We start from the raw sequence: 20,427 nt of genomic DNA, 5'->3' as shown, positions 1-20,427 counted from the left end.
AAATTAATAGCGCTAATTTTTTATTTATAAAGTTAGCGCTATTTTATAAGTAATTAACGATATCCCCGAGTATGGTTTTTAGCTGACCAACTATAGGTTTCATCACTTGGGGCTAGTTTTTGCTTCTTCTTGAGGGCTTGTGCTTTTTTGGTAGCTTTTTCAACTTCGAGGGAGATTTCGGTAATAATGGAGTCTTTGACTTTGTTCATTTCAGCATTGGTTAATTCACGCCCTAATTTCTTTCTCTCTTGACCTATTCTGGTTTTTACTCGCATTTGTTGGGCGTCTGTCATCTCTTGGAGTGTCAATTTCTTCATTCTTTTACCCTACTTATATTGAGAGCGGAGATATTAATATAACATTATTAATGGGTCTCTCCAGCATTATATTTAGATTTAAGGTAATTAAATTCTGATTATATCAAAAATGCATTACGCACTTAATAAGTGTGTAATGCATTAAATAAAAGATAAGTTAAAACAGAAAATTTAAACTAATTGCAGAAATGCTGTTTTAAATCCATCAATGTCTTGCTGTGTTGTTGCCCAAGAAGTACAAAGGCGTAAACAACTTAAGTTAGGATCTTCAAGTAAAACACGATGGAAAACAAATTGTTGTGTTAGTTTTTCTGCAAGTGTATTTGGCAAAATAACAAAAACCTGGTTAGATTCTGGGGGAGCTAAAAATTCAAAACCTTGTTCAGTAAAGAACGCAGTTAATTGTGATGCCATGTCATTTAGGTGTTTGCCTAATTTAAAATAGAGTTCATCTTTAAATAAGGCTTCAAATTGCGCACCTAATAACCAGCCTTTCGCTTGTAATCCACCCTTTTGTTTTAAGCTAAAACGAAAATCAGATTTTAATGCCGGATGACAAATCACTAGCGTTTCAGCTGACATTGCACCAATTTTAGTGCCTCCAATATAGAAAGCATCGGTTAAACTGGCGATATCTTCGATAGTCAGATCGCTTTGTGCAGACATTAATCCTGCTGCTAAACGTGCACCATCAAGATATAACCATAAATTATGTTCATTACAGAAATCACGCAGTGCCTGTAATTCAGCTTTACGATAAACCGTACCAATCTCTGTGGCATTTGTTATATAAACAAGCTTTGGTTGAACCCAATGTTCATCATTATGCTCAGCAAGAATAGGTTTTAATAACGCGGGTGTTAATTTTCCATCGGTGGAAAATGTTGTAATAACTTTATGCCCTGTTGCTTCAATAGCACCGGTTTCATGTGTGGCAATATGCCCAGTACTGACAGAAATAACCGCTTGGTATGGACGTAAAAAATGAGAGATAGCAGTTAAATTAGTAATGGTACCACCATTAAAAAAGTGAATATCCGCATCAGGTTGTTGAATACGCTGTTTTATTGTTTGAGCTGCTTGATGACAAAGCTTATCCATGCCATATCCATCATAGCGTTGCCCCACCGTATCAGTGATTGCCTTCATGACCGCAGGGTGTGCAATTTCATTATAATCATTTTGGAAGCGGTACATGTGTTCTCCTGTCGAATGTTGTGTTTTTATTGAGTTTTTATCGTGTTTGATAAAGAAAAACGCCTTACATCTAATCAATACAAAGATTAAATGTAAAGCGCTTTAATATATTGAAAATATCAGTTATTTAAAACCGATTATTTAAAACAGACTTCGCCCCAACGTGCCAATCCTGCGGTAACCGATCCAAAATCATTACCTTTAACAATCGGAATATTTGGCAATTGTTGTTCAATGGCTTGGCATAAAATAGGTGAACGCGCAGAGCCCCCAGTCATAAAAACAGCGTCGGGTTTGATCCCCCCTTGTTTCACTGCATCATTAACTAACTCAATCATTTTACTTTTTGGTGATTCGATAGATTCAACCATTTGTTCGCGTTCAATCGTTAATTCTAAGGTTTCACTTAATAATGCGATATTAGCAATATACTCAGGAGAATCTGATAAAGCGATTTTAGCTTCTTCAGCTCGTCGAACAATGCTGTAACCCAATGTTTCATTATAGACTTCAATAAGGCGCGTTATTTTTTCGGGCTCTTTTGCGTCCCGTCTTAGCTGATTTAACACAGCAAGGTTTTGACGAGAATAAAAATCTTTTTGGGCTTCTACATTATTAATCGCAATAGGATCCCAGAACTGTTTCAGAGGTAATTTAATACCAGAAGACGTTAATCCTGTCATACCAAATAGTGGCATAAGTTGTTTAAAAGCGAGGTAAATATCAAGATCATTACCACCAACACGTTGTCCACTATGGGCAAGTAATGTGTTTGAACGGTCAGTTTTGCCTTGGTAACTTGGCCCCATTTGAATTAATGAGCAGTCAGTTGTCCCCCCACCAATATCAACGACTAATACTGTTTGGTCTTTAGTCAACGTCGATTCATATTCAAGTCCGGCTGCAACAGGTTCAAATTCAAACATAATATTCTTAAAGCCAGCTCTTTTAGCTGCACGGATAAGAATGTTTTCAGCTTGTCTATTTGAAGCTTCGCCACCTAACCCATTAAAGTTAATAGGTTTGCCAATAACGGTATCTGTGATCGCTTCTTGTGTGCTTTTTTCTGCTTGGTGCTTAATATTTGCCATCATGGCGCAAACTAAATCTTCAAAGAAGCTAATTTGTATATCATGTAAGCCTGAAGCACCTAAAAAGGATTTGGGTGATTTAACGTAATAGACATCACGAGGATCACGTAGGTATAAACTTAGCGCAGATTGTCCGAAAAGAATATCTTCAGGAACTAATTCAATATCTTCTTCTCGATTAAACGCAATCGACTTTCTTAGTAATTGTTCGCCAATTTCACTGGAAGGTTTAATATTTAAATGGCGAAATAAGTGCTCAGAAACAGATTCACGGGTTGGCGCACAAAGGGTTGATGGAATATAGACATCATTACCTTCTAAAGGCAAAAGAGTGGGTTTTCCCTCTTTCATAATTGCAACAGAACAATTTGATGTTCCGTAGTCAAAGCCAATAAACAATTTAGCCTCCCCAGTAGACTTTCATTAAAAAAAGACTGAGCACTCTACATCAAGCTTTTTGCAATTACCATCAGATTATGGGGCTTAAAAGAGAGAAAATAAGCGAATTAATCTAGTGCATGAGTAACCAAATGAATACTAAAACCGTAACGCAAACACAGTGGTTAGTTGCTAATTTTTTCAGTGATAATAACCGTTTATTGTAATAATTTTCGTTCAATACTGCGCTGGTAGCCACTATTTATAGGGAGATCCTCATTTAAATCAGATAAAAATTCATTTTTATCACAACTCATCGTTAGTGTTAAATTTGGTTTTAATCCGCCTAAATAGCAGTCAACCGAGTCGGTAAATAAATGAAACAAACACCCTACCGCAACGGCTTTTAATTTCCATGATGGTAAAAACCATATACCTAAATAAATCAAAGCAGCCCAAACGGTATGTAATGGGTGAAAACCGACACTACAACGATTGGGATCAAAAATAGGTGTTGCTAGCAAATGGTCAATATCAATCACCATTGTTCCTATCATAAGAAGTGAGGCTAACTTCCAATTTTTACGCCAGAAAAGATAGCCTAATAAAATAGGTGCTAAAAAGTGTAAGCCGTAATGCAAAATTGTTCTGATGATTTCAAATATCACACAATCTCCGATTCTCTAAAAATATTTGTCACTTAATTTGAATAAATAGTTTAGCGTGATACCGAATTAGATAATGCTTTATCTATTTCACCTAATGCAAATGCTAAATCAACCGCCGCAATTTGTGATCCGGTATAAGCATCAATCTGAGACATTTGTGCATTTAATAATGCAATCTCTGCGGTATTTATGTCGGTTACGGTTCCTAACCCATTATGATAAAATTCCACACTTGCGGTATAGGTTAATTGTGTTGTCTCTACTAAGTTTTTAGATGCTTTATTTGCCTCAAGTGCTGATTTCAGAGCATTTTCACTAATTGAGATCTCTTTTATCGCCATATCTTGGCTTTTGCGTAAGTTTTCTTGTGCTAGCCTAATTTCTGACTGTGCATTTACCATCCGCGATTGGCGCATTCCGCCTTCATATAATGGAATACTGACGCCAATCAGTATATTGGAAGATGAAGTTCTTTGGCTAATTTCAGGAAGTCCCTGAACATCAAAGCTACCTGTTCCTCCAGCAAGTGCGCCAGCAAGATATACTTTAGGAAAATAGTCAGATTCGACGGAATTAGCCGCCTTGATTGCGGCTTGTTGTAATTCATATTGCGCTAAAACATCTGGACGCTGTGCAAGCGCTTTTTTAATTACATCATGGGTTAATGGGGATATATCATCAGGAAGAGAATTATCATCGGCATAATCAACAGCTATTTTTTCAAAAGGCGATGTTCCAATAGCAGACAGTAAAATTTGATATTGATCTTTTTCATGACCTTTGGCTAACACATTTTGTAATTCAACTTGTGCTACCTGCTGTTTAGCTAATGCTACATCTAATACTGTTGCTAATCCCTTGATTCGTTTTTGTTCAACAGCATATAAAATGTCTTTACTTCTCTGAAGGGCATTTTGGGTGATATTCACCTTTTTTCTTGCTGCACCATAACTAAAATATGCAACAGAGACATCATGAATAATTTTCTGATGCATTAGATTAAAATTAAGGCTTGTTGCTAAGGAAGTATGTTTGGCTGCATCAACTAATGCCCCTCTTTTACCAAAATCAAAAATAAGCCATCTGAATGTGAGTGCGGGAATAAAAGCACTATTAGACGTTTTTATCTCATCAAGGATAGGATTTTTAGGTAAATCGATTTTTCCGTGTTGATACCCTGCCAGTACCGTTGCTGTGATAATTGGCAAATATGTACTCTCTACCATACCAATATCAGTCGCTGACTTTTTTGCTAATTCCCATGCAATACGTGTATCTGGGTTATTTTGTTGTCCTAAATCGATAAGGTCGGCCAACGAATAACTAGATTTAATCGTTTTTTCTTGAGTTGGCGATAAATATTGCTCAGTGGATGAAGCAATATATTTTGTATTATCATAATTAATAGGTTGTTGAGAATAGTGTTTAAATGAACTGCTTGTGTCGATACAACCAACAAGTAATAGACTTAACAGAGATGACAGAATATTTTTCTTATTATTAATGATTAAATTTACCATTATGATTTTTCTCTTATTAAATGTTTAAACACAAGCTCTCTTTCATTTGTTGGTAATGTTTCCATTTCATTATTAAGAATGGATTTTTTAAATACATCTTTTGGCTCTTTATTGATATCTAAATAAGAGCGCTTATCTTCAAAAATAAATTTATGAGCGTAATTATGGTAGCTAATGTAAGAAATCTTATTTAATGATTCTCTGAAAAAAAACATTATATTTTTATTTCTTTCTCTATCTTCTTTTTCGAAGATGAGTAAGTCTATATTGTCTTTTGATTGTGTAATCGCTTCATTCACGGATGAAACTAAATCCAACATATCATTTTTATTTGTTGAATATCTTAACTCAGTGTAATTATCTAGAATAGAGCTAATTTGTTTATATATTGTATTAATAATGCTCGTTGGCCACACTTTTGTAAAAATGATGTACATCACAATATTACCCAACAAAATTCCTAGAATACGATCAGATACGACATCCATATCAAAGCTAGGCTTAAATCCATGTAATGTTGTTAATAAAAATGCTAACCCGACTTGTACACCAGCATAAGAGATACGCTCATTACCTACAGCAACCCAAGCTGCGGGCAGTAGGCAGAAAAAGATCAAGACCATTAATTCAAAAATATCAGATAGATTAGGAATAATATAGAGCAGTGAAATTATACCAATTAGCGCCCCAATTAGACATCCCGTGATCCGCAATGTTAATTTATGGACAGTTTCGCCGACAGATGTTAATGCCACAACATAACAAGTGATCATTGCAGTATGAATACCTTGCCATTTAAAATAATCATAAAAAATATAACATAGAATTGCGGCTATCGTGGTTTTAATAGCAAAGTACTTATGGTTAGGATTTGTAAACGCATCACTGACAAAAAACGGTGTTTTTTTCTTTACAGGTTTAAATTCTCTCTTATTAAATAAAATGTTATCAAAAGTATTTAATAAGTGTAGTTTACTTATTGTATTTTGAGTTTGTTGTTTATCTTTTATTTTTTCTATTTGATGATGTTTGAAGCAGTCTAAAAGATATAAACACTTTTTAGAAAGAAGAAAACGTATAGAAGTTGGCGTTTTTTTATCAAAAGTTAATGACATAATCAATATTTGATAAGAGTTGTCAATCATATTCTCCAACCAGTGAATATCTTCTCTTCCTCGTAAATAAAATATTTTAATAAACATCAAATAGCGTTTACATTCTGTTTGTGTACTCAATAACTCACTGATATCGAGTTGACTCTCCTTTCTTCCTAAAAAGAAGTCACTTGCAGTAGAAAAGCGTGTAGCAATTCTGTTTAACAACAATTTTCTAGGGCTAATGCCAACAAAATAATTAAATAAAATGACCAATAACATTGGAGAAACTGCCATTAGTAACGCATAAAGTAGAGCTCTAGTTGCTACATCTCCAACGGGAATATCATCAATTAAAGTCATTAAAAAGGTGATAACTAAAGCAACTAAATTACCAATATCACCAAGGCTACTTGCAGAGGCTAAATACATAAAAACTGCTGAAAACAAAGCCATAAAAAAGAATCGTAAAATAATGTTTTGTATGGTGAGATTAAAAAGTAAAAAAATAACACACACCACAATGGAACATAAAATAATAACGCCAATAGATAATAATATATTTTGTACTGCATCAGCTTTGATTAAATAAATAATCAAATAGCAACTTATGGCAGATTCGGGAATTTCATATATCATCGCAATAGCAGCCATTAAGGCGCAAAGCAATGCTATGCGCCAAGTCGTCGCTAAACGAAAGTCAAAGGGTAACAAGTCTTTTTTGACTTGTTTCACTATTAGTGAGGGTTTAACAATCATCGTCGTTAGCTATTATATTAACGGTTGCTGTAGCGCCAACTCGCATAAGATATTCTGGTGGATTAGTGATAGTCACTTTAACAGGAAACCGTTGTTGAACTCTAACCCAATTCAGTGATTTAGGCACATAAGGTAAGTCCCTTGGAATATTAATAAGATCAGTTGACATGATCCCCCTGCTAACGCCTTCTACTTTACCTTTAATAGGATGTTTATTGTCAATCATTGAATAGATAACCACGCAGTCACCTATTTTTATATTATTTAAATCTGTTTCTTTAAAATAAGCTGAAGCATACCAACTGTCTGAGTTAATTAAGGTAAAGACAGATTGCCCAGAAAGAACAAATTCACCAGGTGACAATACTAATCCAGCAACATAACCATTACTTGGTGCTTTTACTTCAGTGTTACTTAATTCCCATTCAGCCATTGCCAGTGAGGTTTTTAACGATTTCACTAATGCTATTTCTGAATCAGTATTATTAATTAAGGCTTCTGAGGCGACATTTTGTTTTTGTGCCTGTTTTAATGTAACTTCTGCATCATGTTTTAATGTTCTTGCATCATCAACTTGTTGTGCCGTTACAAATCCCTTTGCCAATAACGGCTCTAATCTATTGAGAGATTGAGTTGCTAATAACAAATTGACTTGAGCTCGTTTTATTTGCGCTTCTGCAACTTCTGAATTTGATGTTTCTGCAATAATAATGCGCTGTTTATTACTTAATGTTGCTTCAGCAATCATAAGTTGTTCTTTCGCTTGCTGAACTCTTAATGCATACATGGTGGGATCGATTGTAAACAATAAGTCCCCTTTATTGACTTTACTATTCTCTTTAACATAAATAGCGCTAATTCGTCCGGGTACCGTTGATGATATATTAATTTTGTTAGCATCAATTATTGCATCTTCGCTGAGTGGATTTAACGCTGATAACTGAATATTTTTCCACAATAAGATGAATGTAATCGTAAAAACAATCACAGTGATTAAAAGTGCCAGTTTTTTTTGATTTTTTTATCCATAATTTAATAAGAAAAATAAAATAGAGAGATAGTTAAAGAAATTGATAACAATACCGCAAAATAAAAAATTAAAGGGAACGGCAATTTATCATCAATACCCCAATAGATAAGTAATACGCGTATGATCAAGGCTCCTAATAAGCCGATAAAGGTACATAACATCCAATATGGAAAATAGGAACCTAACATAGTAATAAAAGGAGAATGACCTTGAGAACAACCAGACAATAGCAATGCAATTATACTCAAGCTAGTAACACGATAATATTTTCTTATTATGTCCAAGGTAATGTACCTGTCATTTTTAGATAAATTTTATTATTCGTTTAAACACTATAGTGTTTTTACTTACAGTTGTTTAATGAATTAATCAAAAACATCATATCGAATAGATGTTAGATGTTTTTCATTCATCAATCTATAGCATTATCTTAAATTTTTCTTATTGAAAGCGGAGTATCGTTTTCAATATGACTGTAATCATGGGCGTTATATGATTTTAAGAGTATAGTAGCTAATCTTTCAGCCTGACTAGATATTACAATTTTTATTATGGAATCAGCGTTTTCTGCTCAAAATATTCGACATATTCTTGCTAATAACACACCTATTATTGATGTGCGTGCGCCTATTGAATTTAATCAAGGCGCTATCCCTAATGCGATCAATTTACCTTTAATGAATGATCAAGAGCGTGCTGCCGTTGGGACTTGTTATAAACAACAAGGATCACAAAAAGCGGTTGATTTAGGGCATCATTTGGTTAGTGGTGAAATTCGTGATAATCGTATCGCAGCTTGGCGTGAAGCTTGTGAGCAATTTCCCAATGGTTATATTTGCTGTGCTCGAGGCGGAATGCGTTCTCATATAGTTCAGCAATGGCTTAAAGAAATAGGTATAGATTATCCCTTAATTGAAGGTGGATATAAGGTAATAAGACAGACTATCATTGAAATGAGCAATGAATTAGTTCAACGGCCTATTATCTTAATTGGTGGATGTACAGGTAATGGAAAAACGACTTTAGTGCGTTCTCTTCCTGAAGGTATTGACCTTGAGGGTATTGCGCACCATCGAGGTTCGTCTTTTGGTCGCACTGTAGAAGATCAATTTCCTCAAGCTACCTTTGAAAATCATCTTGGTGTTGAAATGTTACAGAAAGCACCGAAATATACACGATGGGTGCTTGAGGATGAAGGTCGCGCTATTGGTGCTAATGGATTACCTGAATGTTTACGAGTAAAAATGCTTGAGGCTTCAATCGTTGTTGTTGATGATCCCTTCGAGCGACGTATAGAACGTTTGAAGGCAGAATATTTTGATCGCATGACACATGATTATCTGGAAGCATATGGCGAAGAAAAAGGTTGGCAAGCATACAGTGATTATTTGCATCATGGTTTATTTGCTATTCGCCGTCGATTGGGTTCTCAAAGAGCAATGGAATTAACTAAGTTGCTAGATAATGCCTTAGATATACAGAAAAAAGAGTCCAACACAGAGGCGCATTTTTCTTGGTTAACCCCTCTACTTAAAGAGTATTACGATCCTATGTATCGTTATCAATTAAGCAAAAAGGAAGATAAAATTATTTACCAAGGAAGTTATGAAGAAGTCATGCAGTGGTTTAAAAATAATAAGTAGATAGTAACGTTAAAGTCACTATTCACTTAACATAAAAAATGCCTTATTAAAAATGTTTAATAAGGCATTTTTTATATCTAACAATTAATCTATTTATTTTTGAAAAACTATTTTTCTTAATAGTAGCGTAGCACATATAGCCATAGAGAAATTAAAAATCATACTAAAACGGAATGCTATCTTATATTGCTCAATTATATTTGTTGAAAGTGTATGGCTAAGACTAAATTGTAAAATAATTGAAACACAAGTTGCCCCTATTGCAGCACCAACTTGTTGTAATGTCGCGGTTAATCCTGAAGCAATACCAACAAATTCGGGTTTAACTTTTGCCAATACTAAATTCAGCATAGGTGTCATTATCATGCCTTGTGTGAATCCCACTAAGAATAAGAATGGGATAACAAGAGAGCTATTTTCTGGTGATATTAGATAATAAATAGTGCCAATTAAAAAGAGATAGCTTAAAGCGTAACAAGCCGCTCCCCAATAAATAATCTGTTCACCAAACTTTCTTACCCATTTAGGTGTTAATAATGATGAAAGAACAAATCCTATTAATGTAAACGTTATGCTAAAAGCCGATAAAACCACACCACCAATATCCAATCTTATATAATCTAGGGTCTCACTTTGAGTTAAATAATGAGAAAGTGTTAATGCAACAATACCAATAATAAGATTAATTAAAAAAATAGTACGCCATTCAAGCCCAAAAAGATTTAGTGATATTAAAAAACCACCTAATGCTTGCCCTGCTATTGCAGCTAATCCTAGTGTCATTCCTAATAAACCAAATACTTTTTTGGCCTGTGTATCATCAAAGTTTAGACGAATACTTGAGTAAACTTGGGGGAATAATAGCGCAGCTGTTAATCCTTGCAGACAACGAGCAATAACAAGACAAATAGCATTAGGAGAAATTGCACATAATACAGATGTTAAAGTGAAACCAAACATACCAATACGGTATAGGGTCCGACGGCCATAAATATCGCCGAGTCGGCCTCCTGTAATTAATAATAAACCAAAGGCTAATTCATATCCCACGATAATTAGCGTTAGTTCTGTTAGCGTTGCATTAAGTGTTTGTTCAATATTCACAATAGCGATATTGACGACAAACAAATCAAAAATTGTGACAAATCCCGCTAATAGTAGAACAAATAAGGCGATGCGTTGTTGAGTATTCATTTTTGTCTCAATGATTAAAAAAATGAGACTATAATGAGTTGTTTATCCTGATACAATTTAACCATTTATACTATTACTAAAAGCAATAGGCTATGACTGAAAGAAAACGAACTCGCCCTGAATTAGCTGATTTTTTACGAACGAAAAGACAAAGTATTTCACCTGAAACTGTGGGACTACCTAACACTAGACGTCGGCGCACACCTGGATTACGCCGAGAGGAAGTTGCTGCACTTTCTGGCGTTGGGCTGACTTGGTATACATGGCTTGAACAAGGCAGAGATATTGGTGTGTCTAGCCAATTTTTGGATAGTTTAGCCACAGCTTTACGTTTAAATAGTGCAGAAAGGCAACATCTTTATTTGTTATCGCACATGAGGGAACCAACAGAAACAGGAATAACAGAGCATGAAGTTCCAGAAACTATTTTGCGAATTTTGTCTGATTTTCCACAAGAGTATCTCTGTTATGTTTTAAATCTGCATTGGGATGTCTTAGCTTATAATCAAAAGGCCGATGCTTATTTTCATTTTTCAGACTTCAGTGTTGAAAATCGTAATTATCTTTACTTGTTATTTATGGATCCTCGTTACAAAACGCGTATTGATGATTGGGAAAATATTGCTGAAAGATTGCTAGCTAGCTTTCGTCGTGACCATGCAAGAACAAAGAACGACCCAAATATTCGTAAATTAATTGCTACACTAAATTGCTCATCCCCTGAATTTAAAAGAATGTGGGAAAAACATGAGATATATCCTCCTTGTGATGGTGTAAGGATCCTAAATTTTGAAAATAGAAAAGAGCATTATGATTACACATCATTAGCGTTTGATTTGGAAAAATATAATCGGATTTTAGTGTATATTCCTAAGAAAGCATGATTATTCTTGATGATGGAATAAACATGTTATTTCCAAAATGGAAATTAGAGATTGCTTTTTTGTCATTAGGTTTCCGTTTCTTTGACGACTAGAATGCCTCTTCATCAGAATAATTGAGGTGGCTAGGTGACAAAATATATCCTTTTTAGCTTTTGTTTAGTGTTAATTTACCCTCTTGGTGTGGACTTACATTTAACAGGTTTAACGGCAATTGCGAATGATTTAAACGCTTCAGAAATTAGCACTTATTAAAAATAGAAAAAGATGCAATTGCACCCTTTTCTATTTTACTTTTTTAATTTAGACAAGAGAAATTACAATCCCATAATTTGCCTATTTTTTGGATAAGAAAGCGTATAATTTAGAGGTAATGATTTTTCCTCTTTTGCTCCTAATGTGATATTCCATTCTATTTCGCCAGTATCTTTATTAAGTACACCATCTTTATAAACAGCATCTGTTACATTAATATTGTTTTCCTGACTAAGTGGTAATTGGTCATAAATAGTTACTTTTACAGGTGAATTATAAGTATTTCTTACTTTAATGGTATAACTCTCTTTTTGTTCAATCGTTGTACCAATAAAGATAGGCTCTTTTCTTATTTTTTCATTATTAATACGGCTAATTTGAATGTTTTTATCTATTCCAAATGGAATGCTAAGTAACTCCGTTAATTCGTTAGTATTAATATAACTATTGCCAACAAAGCTATTCATATAGTAGATATTCGTACGACCATTGAGTAAATTTAAGTTTTCCCAATCTTTTACTTCAGCTTGTAAATAGACTTCTTCAACTAATTTTGGCGTCGTTAAGTAGCGATAATCTGCAACAACTTCTTTTTGATTAATCACTAATGTATTAGGCTCTGTGCTATTTTTTAAGGTGTAAGGTAATGCGATTGCATGGCTTAAATTAATACCATTATTATTAGTTGTTACATATCGCGTTACACCTTTATTTAATTGTTTTTCATGGCTTTCTTCTCTCATCATTGTAGGGGAAGGTGCTGAAGCCATCTCCATGCTCATACTTTTACTTCTAAATTTCGCATTATCATTGTAAAGAGCGAGATACCAAGGGGATAAAGTTGGTGCAGTAATATTTAAGGATGGATTTGTCGATGTTAAAACTAGCTTTACCTTATCCCAATTTAGGCCTGTATTTTGAATAACATCGGCTTTATAGGTGAGTAATATCGGCTTATCCATTCCTTGACTTCGAATGTCATAAGCAGGAGACCACCCAGCATCTGGTGTTATATAAGAAATATGCATTTTACTGGTTAGGTTTTTTGATGTGTCTAAAGATAGAACAATTTGTGTTTTCTCTTTGGTAATAACTGGCATATTAATTTCTAATTGTCGGTTTAATTCTTCAAGTTGTTCTGTCAGTTCAGCGATTTCTTCACGTGCTATTTTTTGTTGATTTAAAATAGATGTCATTTTTTGGCTAATAAAATCAAATTTTTGTGATGATTGTTCTAATGACTGAGTTTCGCCATAACCAAAAAAGGATTGATCTTTTAGTAAGACAATCTGTTCATCACCGACCTTAATATTGATGTTGAGCTCTTCAATTTTCTTGTTAATATCTTTCTGCTTTTCCATCAACACTGTAATTGCAGAAGGATAACTAGGAGCAATAGGAATTTTTTTAACGTTAATTGTGTTGATAATCACATCGTCATTATCAATGCTAATTGATAAGCTCTTAGGGTCAATATTGTTTGCAATATTAGATAAAACAACTTCACTCTGCCCCGCGGGTAAATTGAGTGTTACGTTATTATTGAGTTCAGCACCCCGTAAGAAAATAGTTGCTTGATTAAGTTTCACATCATAATTAAGTGTTTTAGCAGGATCTATTGAACTGATTTCATTAGCAAAAACATTGGTTGCACTAACAATCGATAATGCAAAAAGCGATAGTGCTCGTTTATTGGGTTTAATCATCATTTTCATTCTATCCATAGTTGATGAGCAGAGAACTGCAAAATAGAGATGTATTGTTGTTCAAATATATTTAGATAGTATTGCATCTGTAATTGATTAGATAACAGAATAAACTTAAAGATATAATGGTGTGAAGAAAAAAAGACAGGCAAAACAGTACATTAGTTTTTTTATTAAATGAGTATTTAAATAATAAGGATTATCTTAATGATAGAAAGATATTGGGTTTTTGCTATCTTTATATACTCATATTTAGATAAAAAGAAGAGAAGTATATTAGTAATAAACAATAAAAAGGCAGTTTAAAATCAAACTGCCAAGTATAAAAATATTGGTATCGATTGTTATTTAACAACTTCACCGCTGTCAATAACAGTTTTACGTACTTTATTAGAGAAATCTTGCGCTTCTTTAATAATGGCTTTTTCGTCTACGGTTAATAATTGGCGATCTTCCATTAAGATTTTTCCATCAACAATGGTATGGCGAACATTACTTCCATTAGCACCATAAACTAATGCTGCATAAGGACTATACATTGGCACCATATTAGGTGATTTAGTATCAACAACGATGATATCTGCAAGTTTACCTGATTCTAAAGATCCCAGCTTATCTTCCATATGTAATGCTTTTGCCGACCCCATAGTTGCTAGCTCTACAACGGTTAATGGCGGCATAGCAGCACGATCTTTATTTTCTAATTTATGGATTTTACCCACAAGATTTAGCTCATTCATGGTTGTTAACGTGTTACTTGACATTGGACCGTCAGTTCCTAAACCTACACGAACACCTTTTTCTAGCATCGCAACAACAGGTGCTACTCCTTTCGCTGATTTAGTATTTGCACTGATATTATGGGCAACACCAACATCATATTTCTTCAGCAAATCAATATCTTTATCATCAACCATAATAGCGTGAGCGGCGATAACTTTATTATTTAATGCTCCAATATCTGCCATATATTGAACAGGACTTTTACCGCCAGTACGTTTAGCGATTTCTTCTTGTTCACGATCGGTTTCAGCTAAATGGATCATAACAGGAACATCCAGTTCTATTGATAACTTAGCAATTTTCTGAAGGTTTTCTGTGGTATTTGTATAAGGAGCATGTGGAGCAAATGCTGGGATAATACGGGGATGATCTTTATATTCTTTAATAAAGTTTACTGCATACTGGATACCCTCTTCGGGTGTTTGGGCATCAGCAACAGGAAAATTAATTACAGACTCTCCTAATACCGCACGATTCCCCATTTTATCAACAGTTTTAGCTACTTCATCTTCAAAATAATACATATCAACGTAAGTTGTTACACCACCTTTTACCATTTCGATATTTGCAAGATCAGCACCTACTCTGACCATTTCGCGAGAAACCATTTTGCTTTCAAGTGGGAAAATATAACGATGAAGTCTATCTGGCACATCATCAGCTAATGAACGAAATACAGTCATTGAACCATGAGTGTGAGTGTTAATTAAACCTGGCATGACAATATCACCATCAACATCTAATACTTTATTGGCTTGATATTCTTTAGACAGCTCAGGGCCACCAACGGCAATAATTTTATTTTCTTTTACGACAACAGTACCCTGTTCAATGATTTTATTTTGCTGATCCATAGTCAGAACTGTGCCGTCAACTATCATCAAATCAGCTTGTTTTGCCGCGTAGCTAGAAAATGAGATTGCCATTACAGCCAAAGCAAGCATAGATTTAGAAAATGACATCATTACCTCTCGTCTTGATGGGAAAATTTCCCTAAGATTATAAATAAATTCATTGGCTTTTGATATCAATTGAAAGTGAATGAGATCACCGAATAAATAATTAATTAAAGTTATTATTACATTGCAGCCTAAATTTCTTGCAGTTAGTCTTATCAATCAAGGAGCGGTTTTATGAGTAAAGCGTTGCAACCGGGTGAAAATAGATCACTCAGCGAAAATAAAGGACAAGTTACAGTCTCTCATGCAGTAGGCGATAATCTTGATATTAATCTGACTGCATTTTTAGTAACAGGATCAGGAAAAGTCGTTAATGACGACGATATGGTTTTCTTTAATGCACCTCATCATGCCTCTGGTGCAGCTTCATTTATTTCACCGATAACCCAAGGTTCAACAGTTATTCATAGTATTGATTTTGATTTTTCTCGTTTACCTGCAAATATTACCAAAATAGCCATCACATTAACGCAAGATGGTAGTGCTGGCGGTTTTGCTGTTGTTCAGCAATTAAAAGCACAAGTATTAATAAATAATGAAGTTATTGAATTAGTACCAAACCAATTTTCACAAGAGACTGGCATTATCGTTTTAGAGCTCTATGTTCGAAATGGTCAAAATAAAGTTCGTTCTGTTTGGCAAGGTTTTGCCTCTGGACTTGCCGGTTTATGTAACCTTTATGGTGTTGAAGTTGAAGAGTCGGCACCTGTTGTTACGCCTCCACCAGCTCCCGTGAATATACAAAAAAGCATCGTGAAGCTGACTAAACCAGATAGTAGCCATCGTGTTTCATTACAAAAAGGTCATGATGCACCTAAACGTATTTTAGTGAGTGCAACATGGATAGATAATGGAGATGGAAAAGATAATGATGATTTAGATCTTCGTGTAGGCATTTTACGTCCGAATGGTCAAATGTCTATTATTCAAGCGCCAGATAAAAGTGGTGCTTTTAATTCAGATCCTTTTGTTTTCCATACCGGTGATGTAGTGAGTGTGAGTCAAGAACAACCCGGTTGCGAAACCGTTGAAATTAACCCCGCTATTTCCCAATTAATGGGCGGTAAAGTTGCGTTGGTTTGTAGTGTTTATTCTGCTATTAGCAATGGTTGTGTGTCTGTCGCTTCATTAAAACCAACAATGCGTATGGAATATGGTAATCAAGTGGTTGAATGTTCTTGTGAGTATAAGAAAGGCTTTTTCAATAATATGATTTATACCTATGTGATTGGTATTATTGAAATTGATCAAGATAGCATTACATTAAAACCATCAGGTGTAACATCAAGGGCTGGTAGCGAAGCAACGCCTTGGTTAACGCGTAATGGCGATGAGCTTAAATTAACGATGGATGGTCCTCATGTTTTTAAAGGGAAGAAACCGAGTATTTTAGGTACAAAACGTTATGTCTGATCGCATTATAAAATAAGATAAAGTTTATCTTAAGGAAAAACGGGCAATAATGACTATGCCCGTTCTGTCCGTTCATCGTTTATTTAAAGCATTTAGTTCTGACTAATTAAGCGTGTTTCTTTTGTTGCAAAAGCCATTTATCTAATTCATTCGCAAAAAGTTGGCGATCACGTTGACTTAAACTTGCAGGCCCGCCAGTTTGGATACCACTTGCTCTCATCGTATCCATAAAATCACGTATATTTAAACGTTCTCGAATAGTTGCTTCAGTATAACGTTCACCTCTTGGATTCAGAGCTACTGCGCCCTTTTCTATGACTTCGGCCGCTAATGGAATATCAGCGGTAATAACCAAATCATCTTTATTAGCACGGCGGACAATTTCGTTATCAGCTACATCAAACCCCGCAGAAACTTGTAATGTACGTAAGAAAGGCGATGCAGGTATGGTTAATCGTTGATTAGCAACAAAAGTAATCATCACTTTTTCTCTATCTGCTGCACGATATAACACTTCTTTGATTACTTTTGGACATGCATCAGCATCAACCCATATAGGCATAACAACACTCTCTTTGTTATTTAGTATGAAAATAGTCTGTATTGATGATGTTTAAAATAACATATTAATTGAGACTAAGTGGTTGAAATTTTGATCTTTACCGTTTTCTGATTATTGATTAGCTCGGATACTGACTAATATCAAGCTTGTTCTCAGTATCTATAAACTCATCAATTGCTCCCCTAGGAATCAATGTGCATAAAATTACATTCTTAATTCTTACCTTGATTTAAATCAAAAATGTATTCTATTTGCCATTTTTAGGTTGATGAATGTTAAATCTTAAACTATAAAGCGAATGATAATAATTAGCACTCTCATATTATCAATGTGCTATTGCTAATAATGTTTCACCTAAAGAAGAAACATTGGTTGTTACTACAACATATAGCTCATCTTCTTTATGGGAGCGTGGAGTTATTGCATCAACAGTTTTACCCCGCTGATCCTATTAATAATAAGTAGGAATGATTTAATAATGAAAGAGTTAGTCTCAACACATAGCACACAATCTTTGACTGAAATCGATCTTACTCCCCATTTTGCGCTTGAGGGTGATAGCCCTTTTCGTGATAGACATGCCACGATGCCATGGAGAGGCTCTGTACCTATAGCGAAAGAAGAACAACAATCAACATGGCAAGTCTTATTAGAAAGTAAAACACCTGCATGTAAACGTTTGTTGTATATCCATATTCCTTTTTGTGCCACTCATTGTACGTTTTGTGGTTTTTATCAAAATAATTACCACGAAGAAGCTTGTAAACGCTATACCGACGCATTATTGCGTGAGATATCGGCTGAATCAGATAGCTTACTTTATCAATCAGCACCAATTCATGCCATTTACTTTGGTGGTGGAACCCCTTCTGCATTATCAGCAAAAGATCTCTACCGTGTGATCACGCATTTGCGCCAATCACTTCCTTTGGCGTCAGATTGTGAAATAACGATTGAAGGCCGTGTTTTAAATTTTGATGATAATCGAATTGATGCTTGTTTAGATGCGGGAGTAAACCGTTTTTCTATTGGTATTCAAACATTTAACAGCAAAATACGTAAACGAATGGCAAGAGCATCAACCGGAGAAGAAGCCGCTAATTTTATGAAAAGACTCTGCTTACGAGATAGCGCTGCTGTAGTGTGTGACCTGCTATTTGGATTACCGGGGCAAAATACGGTGAATTGGCAAGAAGATCTCACTATTGCTCATGATATTGGTTTGGATGGGGTCGATCTCTATGCATTAAATTTATTACCCAATACACCATTAGGTAAAGCAGTCGAAAATCAGCGAGTAATTGTACCAACACCGATAGAACGGCGTTCACTCTATCTTCAAGGCTGTGATTTTATGGCGAATGCGGGTTGGCGTCAGATCAGTAATAGTCATTGGGCGAAAACGACTCGTGAACGCAATCTCTATAATTTATTAATTAAACAAGGCGCAGATTGCCTTGCCTTTGGCTCTGGTGCTGGTGGCTCAGTTAATGGTTATTCATGGATGATAGAACGCTCACTGGATAGCTATTATCAAAAAATTGCAGATAATAAAAAGCCCTTAATGATGATGAGTCGTACAACTGATCGTGGCTTTCGCTGGCGTTATGAACTACAAGCTGGCATCGAGTGTGGGCGTGTAGATTTAACCAAATTAAGTTCACAAGCGACTCAGCTCTCCCCTTTATTAACTCAATGGTATCAAGCCGGTCTTATTGAAGACGATTTTCTTTGTATGAAACTCACTAATGAAGGTCGTTTTTGGGCTAGTAATTTGCTGACATCTTTACAGCAATTAATTTTGCAATTAAATACACCTCATTAGTTTTATTCTATTAAATATTACTTAAAAGATGGAAATAACATCATGAATATAGCGTTGCAACAATTTTTAATAACCGAGCCTGATGGAACTCTGGAAACTATTGCAATGCAGTTTGATACAACCTTGTTAGAAGTTGTGAGACATTTGCCATCACACTTGTTCATACTCAAGATGTTATTTTAGAATTTAGCGGTAAATTACCAAGTGGTTTTCATCGTCATGGCTATTTTAACTTACGTGGTAAAAAAGGAATGACAGGCCATATTAAAGCCGAAAATTGCCAATTTATTGCGATGGTCGAGCGTAAATTTATGGGTATGGATACTGCTTCTATTTTATTTATCAATCAAGAAGGCGTTGCAATGTTTAAAATTTTTCTTGGTAGAGACGAACACCGTCAATTATTACCAGAACAATTATCAGCCTTTCGTCAATTAGCTCAACAATTAAATAAGGAATAATTGCGAGTGAAAACCTGGGTTATTTTTGGCGCTGGCGGTAAAGGTGTTGGCGCACATATTGCAGATATTGGCGTTACACAACAACGCCCTATTGTGGCTTTAGTGCGTTCCGAAGAGGCTGCTAATCGGTTAGAAGAAAAAGGGATCAAAACAGTTATTGGTGATTCAATTGATGCTAAGGCTGTTGAAGCTGTTTTAACATTGGCAGGAAAAGAAGCTGATATTATTTCCACGATGGGCGGTGAAAATGATTATCTCGCTCATCGAACCGTCATTGATACGGCGGAGAAAATGGGTTTTCAACGTATGTTAATGGTTTCATCTTTAGGATGTGGTGATAGCTGGGTTACTTTATCTGACAGGGCAAAAGCCACGTTTGGTCAAGCCGTAAGAGAAAAATCATTAGCTGAAGTGTGGTTGCAAACTAGTCGTTTTGATTATGCGATAGTAAGACCAGGTGGATTGCTTAATGGTGAAGAAACGGGAAACGCTCAGCTTTATCAAAATGAAGAGATCCATGGTTTAGTTAATCGTCGAGATGTTGCGCGTTTAGTGACTCAGCTTCTTGAAGCCGATCTTCTCGAGGATCAAGTTTATGCGGTCGTTGAACCGGGTTTAGTACCTTCCAAGTAGTTGCATTCGCGATAGCTATATTACGCTTCAAATTAACATCACCATTAAGAGATAGCGT

Annotated in this window: 17 protein-coding genes and 2 pseudogenes; 7 read left to right on the top strand and 12 right to left on the bottom strand. The window is 35.1% G+C overall.

Annotation, left to right across the window (positions count from 1 at the left end):
* Positions 1 to 53: 53 nt before the first annotated feature.
* The 8 genes from QSH13_RS00330 to QSH13_RS00295 form a co-directional block, all read right to left on the bottom strand.
* On the bottom strand, positions 54 to 317 hold the full coding sequence (locus QSH13_RS00330; protein WP_023582219.1) for a YjbD family protein: 264 nt from the start codon (positions 315 to 317) through the stop codon (positions 54 to 56).
* A 171-nt stretch (positions 318 to 488) separates the two neighbouring features.
* Entirely contained in the window at positions 489 to 1,514 is a 1,026-nt protein-coding gene (locus tag QSH13_RS00325) for a threonine aldolase family protein (RefSeq protein WP_286038670.1), read from the bottom strand.
* Positions 1,515 to 1,651: 137 nt separating this feature from the next.
* Entirely contained in the window at positions 1,652 to 3,004 is a 1,353-nt protein-coding gene (gene yegD / locus QSH13_RS00320; protein WP_109397407.1) for a molecular chaperone, read from the bottom strand.
* A gap of 197 nt (positions 3,005 to 3,201) precedes the next feature.
* Positions 3,202 to 3,651: a DUF6122 family protein gene (locus QSH13_RS00315; protein ID WP_109397408.1), complete on the bottom strand. Its 450-nt coding sequence runs from the start codon at positions 3,649 to 3,651 to the stop codon at positions 3,202 to 3,204.
* Between the two features lie 50 nt (positions 3,652 to 3,701).
* Positions 3,702 to 5,171, bottom strand: coding sequence for a TolC family protein (locus QSH13_RS00310; RefSeq protein WP_109406316.1), 1,470 nt, complete (start codon positions 5,169 to 5,171; stop codon positions 3,702 to 3,704).
* Positions 5,171 to 7,024 (bottom strand): FUSC family protein, encoded by a 1,854-nt coding sequence (locus QSH13_RS00305; RefSeq protein ID WP_286038669.1) that lies wholly within the window; start codon positions 7,022 to 7,024, stop codon positions 5,171 to 5,173. Before QSH13_RS00305 ends, QSH13_RS00310 begins: the two co-directional genes overlap by 1 nt.
* On the bottom strand, positions 7,014 to 8,012 hold the full coding sequence (gene mdtN, locus QSH13_RS00300; protein WP_286038668.1) for a multidrug transporter subunit MdtN: 999 nt from the start codon (positions 8,010 to 8,012) through the stop codon (positions 7,014 to 7,016). The genes QSH13_RS00305 and mdtN overlap by 11 nt, the downstream gene beginning before the upstream one ends.
* A gap of 44 nt (positions 8,013 to 8,056) precedes the next feature.
* Positions 8,057 to 8,215 carry a hypothetical protein gene (locus QSH13_RS00295; protein WP_235376282.1) on the bottom strand — a complete coding sequence of 53 codons (159 nt, stop codon included), beginning with the start codon at positions 8,213 to 8,215 and terminating at the stop codon, positions 8,057 to 8,059.
* Between the two features lie 390 nt (positions 8,216 to 8,605).
* On the opposite strand from QSH13_RS00295, the gene mnmH reads away from it, so the two are divergent.
* Positions 8,606 to 9,697: a tRNA 2-selenouridine(34) synthase MnmH gene (gene mnmH / locus QSH13_RS00290; protein ID WP_286038667.1), complete on the top strand. Its 1,092-nt coding sequence runs from the start codon at positions 8,606 to 8,608 to the stop codon at positions 9,695 to 9,697.
* A gap of 93 nt (positions 9,698 to 9,790) precedes the next feature.
* On the opposite strand, the gene QSH13_RS00285 is transcribed toward mnmH, so the two are convergent.
* Positions 9,791 to 10,891 carry an MFS transporter gene (locus tag QSH13_RS00285; protein WP_286047511.1) on the bottom strand — a complete coding sequence of 367 codons (1,101 nt, stop codon included), beginning with the start codon at positions 10,889 to 10,891 and terminating at the stop codon, positions 9,791 to 9,793.
* Positions 10,892 to 10,983: 92 nt separating this feature from the next.
* Between QSH13_RS00285 and QSH13_RS00280 the strand changes: the two genes are divergently transcribed.
* Both QSH13_RS00280 and QSH13_RS00275 read left to right on the top strand, forming a co-directional pair.
* The gene (locus QSH13_RS00280; RefSeq protein ID WP_109397415.1) at positions 10,984 to 11,775 is read left to right on the top strand and encodes a helix-turn-helix transcriptional regulator; all 792 of its coding nucleotides are present in this window, start codon (positions 10,984 to 10,986) and stop codon (positions 11,773 to 11,775) included.
* 126 nt (positions 11,776 to 11,901) lie between these two features.
* Positions 11,902 to 12,024 (top strand): annotated as a pseudogene (locus QSH13_RS00275) (multidrug transporter subunit MdtL); the annotation flags it as partial.
* Positions 12,025 to 12,089: 65 nt separating this feature from the next.
* On the opposite strand, the gene QSH13_RS00270 reads toward QSH13_RS00275, so the two are convergent.
* Positions 12,090 to 13,736, bottom strand: coding sequence for a DUF4139 domain-containing protein (locus tag QSH13_RS00270; RefSeq protein ID WP_286038665.1), 1,647 nt, complete (start codon positions 13,734 to 13,736; stop codon positions 12,090 to 12,092).
* Positions 13,737 to 14,077: 341 nt separating this feature from the next.
* The gene (locus QSH13_RS00265; protein ID WP_109397419.1) at positions 14,078 to 15,478 is read right to left on the bottom strand and encodes an amidohydrolase; all 1,401 of its coding nucleotides are present in this window, start codon (positions 15,476 to 15,478) and stop codon (positions 14,078 to 14,080) included.
* A gap of 171 nt (positions 15,479 to 15,649) precedes the next feature.
* Here QSH13_RS00265 and QSH13_RS00260 point away from each other — a divergent pair, with 171 nt between their 5' ends.
* Complete coding sequence (locus QSH13_RS00260; RefSeq protein WP_109397420.1) at positions 15,650 to 16,888, top strand: TerD family protein; 1,239 nt, start codon at positions 15,650 to 15,652, stop codon at positions 16,886 to 16,888.
* A gap of 106 nt (positions 16,889 to 16,994) precedes the next feature.
* On the opposite strand, the gene QSH13_RS00255 is transcribed toward QSH13_RS00260, so the two are convergent.
* Positions 16,995 to 17,450 carry a YaiI/YqxD family protein gene (locus tag QSH13_RS00255; RefSeq protein WP_109397421.1) on the bottom strand — a complete coding sequence of 152 codons (456 nt, stop codon included), beginning with the start codon at positions 17,448 to 17,450 and terminating at the stop codon, positions 16,995 to 16,997.
* A gap of 478 nt (positions 17,451 to 17,928) precedes the next feature.
* Between QSH13_RS00255 and hutW the strand changes: the two genes are divergently transcribed.
* From hutW to QSH13_RS00240, 3 genes and pseudogenes are all read left to right on the top strand, one after another.
* Positions 17,929 to 19,275 carry a heme anaerobic degradation radical SAM methyltransferase ChuW/HutW gene (gene hutW, locus QSH13_RS00250; RefSeq protein ID WP_286038664.1) on the top strand — a complete coding sequence of 449 codons (1,347 nt, stop codon included), beginning with the start codon at positions 17,929 to 17,931 and terminating at the stop codon, positions 19,273 to 19,275.
* A 39-nt stretch (positions 19,276 to 19,314) separates the two neighbouring features.
* Positions 19,315 to 19,736: pseudogene (gene hutX, locus QSH13_RS00245) on the top strand (heme utilization cystosolic carrier protein HutX).
* Between the two features lie 6 nt (positions 19,737 to 19,742).
* On the top strand, positions 19,743 to 20,369 hold the full coding sequence (locus tag QSH13_RS00240) for an NAD(P)H-binding protein (protein ID WP_109397424.1): 627 nt from the start codon (positions 19,743 to 19,745) through the stop codon (positions 20,367 to 20,369).
* The last annotated feature ends 58 nt before the right edge of the window (positions 20,370 to 20,427 follow it).

Source organism: Proteus faecis, from assembly GCF_030286765.1.
Taxonomy (GTDB): Bacteria; Pseudomonadota; Gammaproteobacteria; order Enterobacterales; family Enterobacteriaceae; genus Proteus; species Proteus faecis.
Note: the sequence above shows the minus strand (reverse complement) of the source record. Positions and strands in the feature narration are given on the sequence as shown.

Bases quoted from the DNA above. Each gene is read 5' to 3' on its own strand.
- QSH13_RS00330 (WP_023582219.1), bottom strand. From the start codon at position 317: ATGAAGAAATTGACACTCCAAGAGATGACAGACGCCCAACAAATGCGA.
- QSH13_RS00325 (WP_286038670.1), bottom strand. From the start codon at position 1,514: ATGTACCGCTTCCAAAATGATTATAATGAAATTGCACACCCTGCGGTC.
- QSH13_RS00310 (WP_109406316.1), bottom strand. From the start codon at position 5,171: ATGGTAAATTTAATCATTAATAATAAGAAAAATATTCTGTCATCTCTG.
- QSH13_RS00305 (WP_286038669.1), bottom strand. From the start codon at position 7,024: ATGATTGTTAAACCCTCACTAATAGTGAAACAAGTCAAAAAAGACTTG.
- QSH13_RS00295 (WP_235376282.1), bottom strand. From the start codon at position 8,215: ATGTTATGTACCTTTATCGGCTTATTAGGAGCCTTGATCATACGCGTA.
- mnmH (WP_286038667.1), top strand. From the start codon at position 8,606: ATGGAATCAGCGTTTTCTGCTCAAAATATTCGACATATTCTTGCTAAT.
- QSH13_RS00285 (WP_286047511.1), bottom strand. From the start codon at position 10,891: ATGAATACTCAACAACGCATCGCCTTATTTGTTCTACTATTAGCGGGA.
- QSH13_RS00280 (WP_109397415.1), top strand. From the start codon at position 10,984: ATGACTGAAAGAAAACGAACTCGCCCTGAATTAGCTGATTTTTTACGA.
- QSH13_RS00270 (WP_286038665.1), bottom strand. From the start codon at position 13,736: ATGATGATTAAACCCAATAAACGAGCACTATCGCTTTTTGCATTATCG.
- QSH13_RS00265 (WP_109397419.1), bottom strand. From the start codon at position 15,478: ATGTCATTTTCTAAATCTATGCTTGCTTTGGCTGTAATGGCAATCTCA.
- QSH13_RS00260 (WP_109397420.1), top strand. From the start codon at position 15,650: ATGAGTAAAGCGTTGCAACCGGGTGAAAATAGATCACTCAGCGAAAAT.
- QSH13_RS00255 (WP_109397421.1), bottom strand. From the start codon at position 17,450: ATGCCTATATGGGTTGATGCTGATGCATGTCCAAAAGTAATCAAAGAA.
- hutW (WP_286038664.1), top strand. From the start codon at position 17,929: ATGAAAGAGTTAGTCTCAACACATAGCACACAATCTTTGACTGAAATC.